This window comes from Enterobacter cloacae complex sp. IR5459 (assembly GCF_049238005.1).
Taxonomy (GTDB): Bacteria; Pseudomonadota; Gammaproteobacteria; order Enterobacterales; family Enterobacteriaceae; genus Enterobacter; species Enterobacter hormaechei_C.
In genome coordinates this window covers 1-12,243 of sequence record NZ_JBMKIG010000002.1, presented here as the reverse complement: position 1 = coordinate 12,243, position 12,243 = coordinate 1, and the positions used below count along the sequence as shown (strand labels likewise).

8 protein-coding genes are annotated in these 12,243 nt (G+C 55.8%); 7 read left to right on the top strand and 1 reads right to left on the bottom strand.

Translation table 11 applies throughout. From position 1 onward, the window contains the following. Positions 1-20: 20 nt before the first annotated feature. Positions 21-989 carry a thioredoxin-disulfide reductase gene (gene trxB / locus ACOTX4_RS03475; protein WP_003858303.1) on the bottom strand — a complete coding sequence of 323 codons (969 nt, stop codon included), beginning with the start codon at positions 987-989 and terminating at the stop codon, positions 21-23. A 543-nt stretch (positions 990-1,532) separates the two neighbouring features. Between trxB and lrp the strand changes: the two genes are divergently transcribed. The 7 genes from lrp to ACOTX4_RS03440 all read left to right on the top strand — a co-directional run. Beyond that, positions 1,533-2,027 (top strand): leucine-responsive transcriptional regulator Lrp, encoded by a 495-nt coding sequence (gene lrp, locus ACOTX4_RS03470; protein ID WP_000228469.1) that lies wholly within the window; start codon positions 1,533-1,535, stop codon positions 2,025-2,027. A gap of 135 nt (positions 2,028-2,162) precedes the next feature. Next, positions 2,163-5,828: a DNA translocase FtsK 4TM domain-containing protein gene (locus ACOTX4_RS03465; protein ID WP_174402392.1), complete on the top strand. Its 3,666-nt coding sequence runs from the start codon at positions 2,163-2,165 to the stop codon at positions 5,826-5,828. Positions 5,829-5,955: 127 nt separating this feature from the next. Next, positions 5,956-6,570: an outer membrane lipoprotein chaperone LolA gene (lolA, locus tag ACOTX4_RS03460; protein WP_003858270.1), complete on the top strand. Its 615-nt coding sequence runs from the start codon at positions 5,956-5,958 to the stop codon at positions 6,568-6,570. A 9-nt stretch (positions 6,571-6,579) separates the two neighbouring features. After that, on the top strand, positions 6,580-7,923 hold the full coding sequence (gene rarA / locus ACOTX4_RS03455; RefSeq protein ID WP_045332347.1) for a replication-associated recombination protein RarA: 1,344 nt from the start codon (positions 6,580-6,582) through the stop codon (positions 7,921-7,923). A 92-nt stretch (positions 7,924-8,015) separates the two neighbouring features. Then, entirely contained in the window at positions 8,016-9,308 is a 1,293-nt protein-coding gene (serS, locus tag ACOTX4_RS03450) for a serine--tRNA ligase (RefSeq protein WP_003858266.1), read from the top strand. A 211-nt stretch (positions 9,309-9,519) separates the two neighbouring features. Continuing rightward, the gene (gene dmsA, locus ACOTX4_RS03445) at positions 9,520-11,964 is read left to right on the top strand and encodes a dimethylsulfoxide reductase subunit A (RefSeq protein ID WP_022650720.1); all 2,445 of its coding nucleotides are present in this window, start codon (positions 9,520-9,522) and stop codon (positions 11,962-11,964) included. A 10-nt stretch (positions 11,965-11,974) separates the two neighbouring features. After that, positions 11,975-12,243: 4Fe-4S dicluster domain-containing protein (locus tag ACOTX4_RS03440; RefSeq protein ID WP_185807580.1), on the top strand; the 269-nt coding region annotated here is incomplete at its 3' end.

Here is a 12,243-nt window from a genome sequence, read left to right as displayed (position 1 = left end):
TTGTTACTGACTTGTAAAGATTATTTACCTTGTTCAGCCAGCCCGTCCAGATAGCGTTCTGCGTCCAGCGCGGCCATACAACCGGTGCCCGCAGAGGTGATCGCCTGACGATAAATATGGTCCATCACGTCACCAGCTGCGAAGACACCCGGAACGCTGGTCTGGGTGGCGTTGCCGTGAATGCCAGACTGCACTTTAATGTAGCCGTTCTCCAGCTCCAGCTGACCTTCAAAGATAGCCGTGTTCGGGCTGTGACCGATTGCCACAAACAGGCCTGCCACTTCCAGCGTTTCGACGTTATCGGTGTTCTGGGTATCACGGATACGCAGTCCCGCCACGCCCATCTGATCGCCAGTTACTTCTTCCAGCGTACGGTTGGTATGCAGCACAATGTTACCGCTCGCCACTTTGTCCATCAGGCGTTTGATCAGGATCTTCTCCGCGCGGAAGGTGTCGCGACGGTGGATCAGGTGTACTTCTGAGGCAATATTTGCCAGATACAGCGCTTCTTCCACAGCGGTGTTGCCGCCGCCGATCACCGCAACTTTCTGGTTGCGATAGAAGAAACCGTCGCAGGTCGCGCAGGCTGACACGCCGCGGCCTTTGAACGCTTCTTCAGACGGCAGACCGAGATAGCGGGCAGAGGCGCCGGTGGCGATGATCAGCGCATCGCAGGTGTATTCGCCGCTGTCACCCGTCAGGCGGAACGGACGGTTCTGCAAATCCACTTTATTGATGTGGTCGAACAGGATTTCGGTTTCGAATTTGGCGGCATGCTCGTGCATGCGCTCCATCAGCAGCGGCCCGGTCAGGTCGTTCGGGTCGCCCGGCCAGTTTTCCACTTCCGTGGTGGTGGTCAACTGACCGCCTTTTTCCATCCCGGTGATCAGTACCGGTTGCAGGTTAGCGCGTGCAGCATAGACCGCTGCGGTATAACCCGCAGGTCCAGATCCAAGGATTAGCAGCTTACTGTGTTTGGTCGTGCCCATGAGATCCCCATTGTTGTTGGCAGGCAATGGGCTGGATTGTAGGGAATTTGTTGCCGTAAAAAAAGAGCACGGCAGTTTTGCTTCCGATATATGCAATAGACGCGCCCTATGGGTCAGAGGCGGTCACATCACGTCTGCTACTGAAAACAGCGCGTTTATAAGGCAATAAAATGAGGATTAATACCCCTCCGTAATGAATATCCGGCATCTTGTACTAAAAATCGATGTTTTGCTTTGACAATCCCCTGCGCTTTTGCGAAAACATTCAAGGAAGAAAAAAAGACGCACGAACTGCATGCCGCATAGACATGCACGGAAATGCCATTTTTACCGGGTCAGTGAAATCTACGCATGGTGTGGACAGACGCCATACGTGATGTCTGTGACTGCTTTCGGGCAACGGTCTTCTTACCGCAGAACCCGAATCCACATCGCGTCTAATACATAACCAGGCGATGTGATGAATAACGGGTACAGGCTCTGAACAGTGATGTGCACAGGGTCCAGGCAGGAGTAGGGAAGGAATACAGAGAGACAATAATAATGGTAGATAGCAAGAAGCGCCCTGGCAAAGATCTCGACCGTATCGATCGTAACATTCTTAATGAATTGCAAAAGGATGGGCGTATTTCCAACGTCGAGCTTTCAAAACGTGTGGGACTTTCCCCGACGCCGTGCCTTGAGCGTGTGCGTCGACTGGAAAGACAGGGTTTTATTCAGGGCTATACGGCTCTGCTGAACCCGCATTATCTGGATGCCTCACTTCTGGTATTTGTTGAGATTACTCTGAATCGTGGTGCACCAGATGTGTTTGAGCAATTTAACGCCGCTGTACAAAAACTTGAAGAAATTCAAGAGTGTCATCTGGTTTCCGGTGATTTTGACTACCTGTTAAAAACCCGTGTGCCTGATATGTCCGCCTACCGTAAGCTGCTGGGGGAAACCCTGCTGCGTCTGCCAGGCGTGAACGACACCCGTACTTATGTGGTGATGGAAGAGGTCAAACAGAGCAATCGTCTGGTTATTAAGACGCGCTAACACGGAACAGGTGCAAAATCAGTGTAGTTTGATTACACTCCTGTTAATCCATACAGCAACAGTGCCGGGGAGTCCCGGCGCTGTTGTCCGTTTTAGCACACAGGCAGGACATGCCTGATACCTGGAGAGCCTTTCTTGAGCCAGGAATACACTGAAGACAAAGAAGTCACATTATCTAAGCTAAGCAGCGGACGTCGTCTCCTTGAGGCGTTACTGATTGTTATTGCCCTTTTTGCCGTCTGGCTGATGGCTGCCTTACTCAGTTTCAACCCCTCAGATCCCAGCTGGTCGCAAACCGCATGGCATGAGCCTATCCATAATTTGGGTGGCGTTCCCGGCGCCTGGCTTGCGGACACGCTCTTCTTCATTTTCGGTGTGATGGCCTATACCCTTCCTGTCATCATTATTGGCGGATGCTGGTTTGCCTGGCGTCATCGACAGAACGACGACTACATCGATTATTTTGCCGTTTCGCTGCGCCTGATTGGCGCCCTGGCGCTGATCCTCACCTCCTGCGGACTGGCGGCGATCAATGCCGATGACATCTGGTATTTCGCCTCCGGCGGTGTGATTGGCAGCCTGTTGAGCTCCGCGCTGCAACCGATGCTTCACAGCAGCGGCGGCACGCTGGCGCTGCTCTGCATCTGGGCGGCGGGCCTGACGCTGTTTACCGGCTGGTCCTGGGTGAGCATTGCCGAAAAAATCGGCAGCTTTATTCTGACTCTGCTGACGTTTGCCAGCAATCGTACCCGTCGTGATGATACGTGGGTCGATGAAGACGAATATGAAGATGAATACGAAGAGGAAGACGAGGCACCTGTGCAGCGTCGTGAATCCCGCCGTGCCCGTATTCTGCGCGGTGCTCTGGCACGCCGCCAGCGCGTTGCTGAAAAATTCGCTAACCCGTTAGGCCGTAAAACGGATGCCGCGCTTTTCTCCGGCAAACGTATGGATGAAGACGAGCAGATTGAGTATCGCGGTGCGGCCGTCGATCCTGATGATGTGTTGTTCTCTGGTCATCGAGCTACGCCGGGTGAGTATGACGAATACGATCCGCTGTTGCATGGTCATTCCGTGACTGAACCGGTAGCCGCTGCTGCCGCCGCAACGACGGCTGCGCAGGCCCATGTTGCGCCTGTTGAAGCCGTGATGCCGTCCTCGCCTGTTCCGGCACCGGAGTCCGCGATCCAGCAACCGCAGGTGGACTGGCAGACTGCGCCAGGCGTCCATACGCCTGAACCGACCATTGCGCCGGAGCCTGAAAGCTATATTCCTGTGCAGCAGGAACAGTGTCAGCAATCGTATCAGCCGTCTGAGCCTGCCAGCGAGCCGCAACAGCCGTATCAGGCTTATACGCCCGAACCCGCTGTGCCTGAACAGCCATATGTTGCGCCGGTGTCTGAACCCGAAGTGGTGGAGGAAGCGAAGCCATCACGTCCGCCATTGTACTATTTTGAAGAAGTGGAAGAGCGCCGTGCCCGTGAGCGCGAGCAGCTTGCCGCCTGGTATCAGCCCGTGCCTGAGCCGGTGCAGGAGCCTGTTGTAAAAGCGCCTTCTGCGAGCGTTGCACCTGTAGACCCAGCGCCAGCCGTTGCGTCAGGAGCAGAAACCGTGAAGCAGGCAACGGCAGCCGCTGCCGCGTCCGCTCCGCTATTCAGCCCGGCAACCGACGGTGCGCCGCGTCCTCAGGTGAAAGAGGGCATTGGTCCACAATTGCCGCGCCCTAATCGCGTGCGCGTACCTACGCGCCGGGAGCTGGCCTCTTATGGCATTAAACTGCCTTCCCAGCGTATGGCGGAAGAGAAAGCGCGTGGTTCTGACTACGAAGATGATGCCGACGAACTGCATCAGGACGAGCTGGCGCGTCAGTTTGCCGCCCAGCAGAATCAGCGCTACGGCGACGAGTATCAGCACGACGTGCCTTCACACCAGGAGGATGATGATGCGGCTGAAGCGGAGCTGGCGCGCCAGTTTGCCGCTACGCAGCAGCAGCGTTATTCCGGTGAGCAGCCTTCGGGGGCAAACCCGTTCTCGCTGTCGGATTTCGAATTCTCACCAATGAAAGATCTGGTGGATGATGGCCCAAGCGAACCGCTGTTCACGCCGAGCGTGATGCCAGAAGCGGAACCGGTGCGTCAGTCGCCTCCGCCACAGGTTTACGCGCAGCCGCAACAACCGGCGCCACAGGCGTATGCTCAGCCGCAGACGCCTGCCCAACCGCCGCAGCCGCAGTTCCAGCAGCCAGCACCACAGCCGCAGGAAAGCCTGATTCACCCGCTGCTGATGCGTAACGGAGACAGCCGTCCGCTGCAACGACCAAGTACGCCGCTGCCGTCGCTGGATCTGTTAACGCCGCCGCCAGCGGAAGTCGAGCCGGTGGATACCTTTGCCCTTGAACAGATGGCCCGTCTGGTGGAAGCGCGTCTGGCTGACTTCCGTATTAAAGCGGACGTGGTGAACTACTCACCTGGCCCGGTGATCACCCGTTTCGAACTGAATCTGGCGCCAGGCGTAAAAGCGGCACGTATTTCTAACCTGTCCCGTGACCTGGCGCGTTCTCTGTCGACCGTGGCGGTACGCGTGGTGGAGGTGATCCCAGGTAAGCCTTACGTTGGCCTTGAGCTGCCAAACAAGAAACGCCAGACCGTTTATCTGCGTGAAGTTCTGGATAACACCAAATTCCGCGACAACCCGTCCCCGCTGACCGTGGTGCTGGGTAAAGATATCGCCGGCGATCCGGTGGTTGCCGATCTCGCGAAGATGCCGCATCTGCTGGTTGCGGGTACCACCGGCTCCGGTAAATCAGTCGGGGTGAACGCCATGATCCTCAGTATGCTCTACAAAGCGCAGCCTGAAGATGTGCGTTTCATCATGATCGACCCGAAAATGCTTGAACTGTCCGTCTACGAAGGCATTCCGCACCTGTTAACGGAAGTGGTGACCGACATGAAGGACGCCGCCAACGCATTGCGCTGGAGCGTCAATGAAATGGAGCGTCGCTACAAGCTGATGTCGGCGCTGGGCGTGCGTAACCTGGCCGGTTATAACGAGAAAATCGCCGAGGCGGCGCGTATGGGCCGTCCGATTCCGGACCCATACTGGAAGCCGGGTGACAGCATGGATGCCCAGCATCCGGTGCTGGAAAAACTGCCTTACATCGTGGTGCTGGTGGATGAATTTGCCGACCTGATGATGACCGTTGGTAAGAAAGTGGAGGAGCTGATTGCGCGTCTGGCACAGAAAGCGCGTGCGGCGGGCATCCACCTGGTACTGGCAACGCAGCGTCCGTCCGTAGACGTTATCACCGGTCTTATTAAGGCAAACATCCCGACCCGTATCGCGTTTACCGTGTCGAGTAAAATTGACTCGCGTACTATCCTTGACCAGGGCGGTGCAGAGTCGCTGCTGGGAATGGGTGATATGCTCTATTCCGGCCCGAACTCCACCTCGCCGGTGCGTGTCCACGGTGCGTTTGTTCGCGACCAGGAAGTGCATGCGGTGGTACAGGACTGGAAAGCGCGCGGGCGGCCGCAATACGTTGACGGCATTACCTCCGACAGTGAAAGCGAAGGTGGCGGCGGTGGTTTTGACGGCGGCGAAGAACTGGATCCGTTATTTGACCAGGCGGTTAATTTCGTCACCGAAAAACGTAAGGCGTCCATCTCCGGCGTCCAGCGCCAGTTCCGTATCGGCTACAACCGCGCGGCGCGTATTATCGAGCAGATGGAAGCCCAGGGTATTGTGAGCGAACAGGGGCATAACGGTAACCGAGAGGTGCTGGCACCACCGCCTTTTGATTAACCTTCAGCGATTGCAAAGAAGGGTAAATCAGCAAAAATTAAGCATATTCTTCTGTCGCCTGCCTTCAGGCAGGTCCAGAATAGAAACGGAACCCCCATATCGGGAAGACGTATTTTAAGGAATAACAATGAAAAAAATCGCCATCGCCTGTGCATTACTCTCCAGTTTTGTTGCCAGCAGCGTCTGGGCTGATGCAGCCAGCGACCTTAAAAGCCGACTGGATAAAGTGAGCAGCTTCCACGCCAGCTTCACGCAAAAAGTGACTGACGGCAGCGGCAACGCGGTGCAGGAAGGTCAGGGGGATTTGTGGGTGAAACGCCCGAATCTCTTCAACTGGCACATGACCCAGCCTGATGAAAGCGTGCTGGTGTCCGACGGGAAAACCTTGTGGTTCTACAACCCGTTTGTTGAGCAGGCGACCGCCACCTGGCTGAAAGACGCGACCAGCAATACGCCGTTTATGCTCATTGCCCGTAACCAGTCCAGCGACTGGCAGCAGTACAACATCAAACAAAACGGTGATGAGTTCGTCCTGACGCCAAAAGGCAGCAACGGTAATCTGAAGCAGTTCACGATTAACGTGAGCAGCAACGGTACCATCAATCAGTTCGGCGCGGTTGAGCAGGACGATCAGCGCAGTAGCTATCAGCTTAAGTCTCAGCAAAACGGCGCTGTAGATGCTTCGAAATTCACCTTTACCCCGCCGCAGGGCGTAACGGTGGATGACCAACGTAATAAGTAAGAGGCATGAGTGAGCAACCTGTCGCTCGATTTTTCAGATAATGCGTTTCAACCTCTGGCCGCCCGTATGCGGCCAGAAAATTTAGCGCAGTACATCGGCCAGCAACACCTGCTGGCTGCGGGGAAACCATTGCCGCGCGCTATTGAGGCGGGGCATCTGCACTCCATGATCCTCTGGGGGCCACCCGGCACCGGCAAAACCACCCTCGCTGAAGTGATCGCCCGCTATGCTAACGCGGACGTTGAGCGCATCTCGGCGGTTACCTCCGGCGTGAAGGAGATCCGCGAGGCGATCGAGCGCGCACGGCAAAACCGTAATGCCGGGCGCCGCACCATTCTGTTTGTTGATGAAGTCCACCGTTTCAACAAGAGCCAGCAGGATGCGTTTCTGCCGCACATTGAAGACGGCACGATTTTCTTCATCGGCGCAACCACGGAAAACCCGTCGTTTGAACTCAACTCCGCGCTGCTTTCCCGCGCCCGCGTTTACCTGCTTAAATCCCTGACCACAGAGGATATCGAAAAGGTTCTGACCCAGGCGATGGAGGACAAAGCGCGGGGTTACGGCGGACAGGATATCGTTCTGCCGGACGAGACGCGTCGTGCGATCGCTGAACTGGTCAACGGCGATGCGCGTCGGGCACTGAATACGCTGGAAATGATGGCCGATATGGCCGAAGTGGACGATGCGGGCAAGCGCGTATTGAAGCCTGAACTGCTCACCGAAATTGCCGGTGAACGCAGTGCGCGCTTCGATAATAAAGGCGACCGTTTCTACGACCTTATCTCTGCGTTACATAAATCCGTGCGCGGCAGCGCGCCGGATGCGGCACTCTACTGGTATGCGCGTATCATTACCGCCGGTGGCGATCCGTTATATGTCGCGCGTCGCTGCCTGGCCATTGCGTCAGAAGATGTCGGTAATGCCGATCCACGCGCCATGCAGGTCGCTATTTCCGCCTGGGACTGCTTTACCCGCGTCGGACCCGCGGAAGGTGAGCGTGCCATTGCGCAGGCAATTGTCTATCTGGCCTGCGCGCCGAAAAGCAATGCAGTGTATACCGCCTTTAAAGCGGCGATGTCGGATGCACGTGAACGTCCGGATTACGACGTTCCGGTACACCTTCGCAATGCCCCTACAAAGCTGATGAAAGAAATGGGTTACGGGCAGGAGTATCGCTACGCCCATGATGAACCCAATGCCTACGCCGCCGGGGAGGAGTATTTCCCGCTGGAGATGGCACAAACCCGCTATTATCACCCTACAAACAGAGGTCTTGAGGGTAAGATTGGCGAAAAGCTCGCCTGGCTTGCCGGACAGGATCAAAATAGCCCTATAAAACGCTACCGTTAGTTCAATCGTTGCGGTAATGTTGGCAATATATCTCTGTGGCCGCAGGCTGTGGTCACTTTTTCCTTTTTTAATTCGATAAGCACAGGATAAGCATGCTCGATCCCAATCTGCTGCGTAATGAGCCAGACGCAGTCGCTGAAAAACTGGCACGCCGGGGCTTTAAGCTGGATGTAGATAAGCTGCGCGCTCTTGAAGAGCGTCGTAAAGTTTTGCAGGTACAAACTGAAAATCTGCAAGCAGAGCGTAATTCTCGATCGAAATCCATTGGCCAGGCGAAAGCGCGCGGGGAAGATATTGAGCCATTACGCCTGGAAGTGAACAAACTGGGTGAAGAGCTGGATCAGGCGAAAGCTGAACTGGACGTTCTTCAGGCTGAAATTCGCGATATTGCTCTGGCGATCCCGAACATTCCTGACGACAGCGTGCCTGTCGGCAAAGACGAAAACGACAACGTTGAAGTGAAACGCTGGGGTACGCCTCGCGAGTTTGACTTCGAAGTGCGCGATCACGTGACGCTGGGCGAAATGCACGCGGGCCTGGACTTTGCGGCAGCGGTTAAGCTGACCGGTTCTCGCTTCGTGGTAATGAAAGGGCAAATTGCTCACCTGCACCGCGCGCTGGCGCAGTTCATGCTGGATCTGCACACCGAGCAGCACGGCTACAGCGAAACCTACGTTCCGTATCTGGTTAACCACGATACGCTGTACGGTACAGGCCAGCTGCCGAAATTTGCCGGCGATCTGTTCCATACCCGTCCGCTGGACGAGGAAGCTGACAGCAGCAACTACGCGCTGATCCCAACTGCGGAAGTGCCGCTGACCAACCTCGTGCGTGATGAGATCATCGACGAAGACGATCTGCCAATCAAACTGACTGCGCACTCTCCATGTTTCCGTTCTGAAGCCGGTTCTTACGGTCGCGATACGCGCGGTCTGATCCGTATGCACCAGTTCGATAAAGTTGAGATGGTGCAGATCGTTCGTCCGGAAGAGTCTATGGACGCGCTGGAAGAGATGACCGGCCACGCGGAAAAAGTGCTGGAGCTGCTGGGTCTACCATACCGTCGTATGGCGCTGTGCACCGGCGACATGGGCTTCGGTGCCTGCAAAACCTTCGACCTTGAAGTCTGGGTGCCTGCGCAGAACACCTACCGTGAAATCTCCTCCTGCTCCAACGTCTGGGATTTCCAGGCGCGTCGTATGCAGGCGCGTTGCCGCAGCAAATCTGACAAGAAAACCCGTCTGGTTCATACCCTGAACGGTTCTGGTCTGGCAGTAGGCCGTACGCTGGTTGCTGTGCTGGAAAACTACCAGCAGGCTGACGGGCGCATTGAGATCCCTGAAGTGCTGCGCCCTTACATGAAAGGCCAGCAGTTCATCGGATAATTATTTGCTCTAAGACAAAAAAGCGCCTCAGGGCGCTTTTTTTATGCCTCTGATTTGATACGAAGCAATAACCCCTCCCTCTAAAGTAGTAATACTCCTCCGAACGAAAGTCAGCATAAAACACCAATAACGTTGTAATTCGTTATAAATAAAACTACATAGCGGTTTGCGCCGCCTCTCTTTTCTTTGTGAGCAACCAAAGTGAGTCTTTATGAAAATCAAAGCGCCTGAAGCGTTAATGGCTGCCGAGGTCACTCGCCGTGGGTTGATGAAAACCACGGCAATAGGTGGTCTGGCGGTTGCCAGCAGCGCCTTTACGCTCCCCTTTACCCGACTGGCGTCGGCGGCGGAGGCTCTGTCTCCCGCTTCAGCCCCGGAAAAAGTGGTGTGGAGTGCCTGTACCGTTAACTGCGGTAGCCGCTGCCCACTGCGTATGCACGTGGTGGACGGTGAAATCAAATATGTCGAAACCGACAATACCGGCGATGATAACTACGAAGGGTTACATCAGGTTCGTGCCTGTCTGCGTGGTCGCTCAATGCGCCGTCGCGTATATAACCCGGATCGTCTGAAATACCCAATGAAGCGCGTCGGTAAGCGTGGGGAAGGGAAGTTCGAGCGCATTAGCTGGGACGAAGCCTACGATATTATCGCGACCAACATGCAGCGCCTGATCAAAGAGTACGGCAACGAATCTATCTACCTCAACTACGGCACCGGGACGCTTGGCGGCACCATGACCCGTTCCTGGCCGCCGGGTAAAACGCTGGTGGCGCGCCTGATGAACTGCTGCGGCGGCTATCTCAATCATTACGGCGACTACTCTTCCGCACAGATTGCCGCGGGCCTGAACTATACCTACGGCGGCTGGGCAGACGGCAACAGCCCGTCGGATATCGAGAACAGTAAACTGGTGGTGTTGTTCGGCAACAACCCAGGCGAAACGCGCATGAGCGGCGGCGGGGTAACCTATTACCTTGAGCAGGCGCGCGCCAAATCCAACGCACGAATGATCATCGTCGATCCGCGCTACACCGATACCGGCGCAGGGCGTGAAGACGAGTGGATCCCCATCCGCCCTGGTACCGACGCGGCGCTGGTCAATGCGCTGGCGTATGTGATGATTACTGAAAACCTCGTCGACCAGCCGTTCCTGGATAAATACTGCGTTGGTTACGACGAGAAGACGCTGCCAGCCAGCGCACCGGCTAACGGGCACTATAAAGCCTATATTCTTGGCCAGGGCAGCGACGGCGTGGCGAAAACCCCGGAGTGGGCATCCACTATCACCGGCATTCCTGTCGAACGTATTGTTCAGCTGGCACGTGAAATTGGTTCAACCAAACCGGCTTATATCAGCCAGGGCTGGGGACCTCAGCGCCACGCGAATGGCGAAATTGCCACCCGCGCTATTTCTATGCTCTCGATTCTGACTGGCAACGTCGGTATTCACGGCGGTAATAGCGGGGCGCGTGAAGGCTCGTATGAAGTACCGTTTGAACGTATGCCAACGCTGGATAACCCGGTTCAGACCAGCATCTCCATGTTTATGTGGACGGATGCGATCGAGCGCGGCCCGGAAATGACCGCGCTGCGCGACGGTGTTCGGGGCAAAGATAAGCTGGACGTGCCGATCAAAATGATCTGGAACTATGCCGGTAACTGCCTGATCAACCAGCACTCAGAGATCAACCGCACCCATGAAATTTTGCAGGACGACAAGAAGTGCGAAATGATTGTGGTGATCGACTGCCACATGACCTCATCGGCAAAGTATGCCGATATTCTGCTTCCAGACTGCACCGCGTCTGAGCAGATGGATTTCGCGCTGGATGCCTCCTGCGGCAACATGTCCTATGTGATCTTCACTGACCAGGCCATCAAACCGCGCTTCGAGTGCAAAACCATCTATGAGATGACTTCCGAGCTGGCGAAACGTCTTGGCGTTGAGCAGCAGTTCACTGAAGGACGTACTCAGGAAGGGTGGATGCGCCATCTGCACGAGCTTTCCCGCAAAGCCATTCCTGACCTGCCGGACTTCGATACCTTCCGCAAGCAGGGCATGTACAAGCAGCGCGATCCGGAAGGGCATCACGTGGCGTATAAAGCCTTCCGCGACGATCCGCAGGCCAATCCGCTGACCACGCCGTCGGGCAAAATCGAGATCTACTCCGAAGAGCTGGCAAAAATTGCCGCAACGTGGGAATTGCCGGAAGGGGACGTTATCGATCCGCTGCCGATTTATACGCCAGGCTTCGAAAACTACAACGATCCGCTGACGGAGAAATTCCCGCTTCAGTTGACTGGTTTCCACTACAAAGCGCGTGTTCACTCCACCTACGGCAACGTTGACGTACTGAAAGCGGCCTGCCGACAGGAGATGTGGATCAACCCGATGGATGCGAAAGCGCGCGGCATTAGTAATGGCGATCGCGTACGTATCTTCAACGGACGTGGTGAAGTGCATATCGAAGCTAAAGTGACTCCGCGTATGATGCCTGGCGTTGTCGCGCTGGGGGAAGGGGCCTGGTATAACCCGGATGCGAACCGTATCGATCAGGCGGGCTGCATCAACGTTCTCACTACGCAGCGTCCATCGCCGCTGGCGAAGGGCAACCCATCCCACACAAACCTCGTTCAGGTTGAAAAGGCGTAAGGAGTAACCGATGACAACCCAGTATGGATTTTTTATTGATTCCAGCCGCTGCACCGGGTGCAAAACCTGCGAGCTGGCCTGCAAGGATTACAAAGATCTGACCCCGGACGTTAGCTTCCGTCGTATTTATGAATACGCGGGCGGCGACTGGCAGGAGGATAACGGCGTCTGGCATCAGAATGTCTTCGCCTATTACCTGTCGATTGCCTGCAACCACTGCGAAGATCCGGCCTGCACCAAGGTCTGCCCGAGCGGGGCAATGCACAAGCGCGACGACGG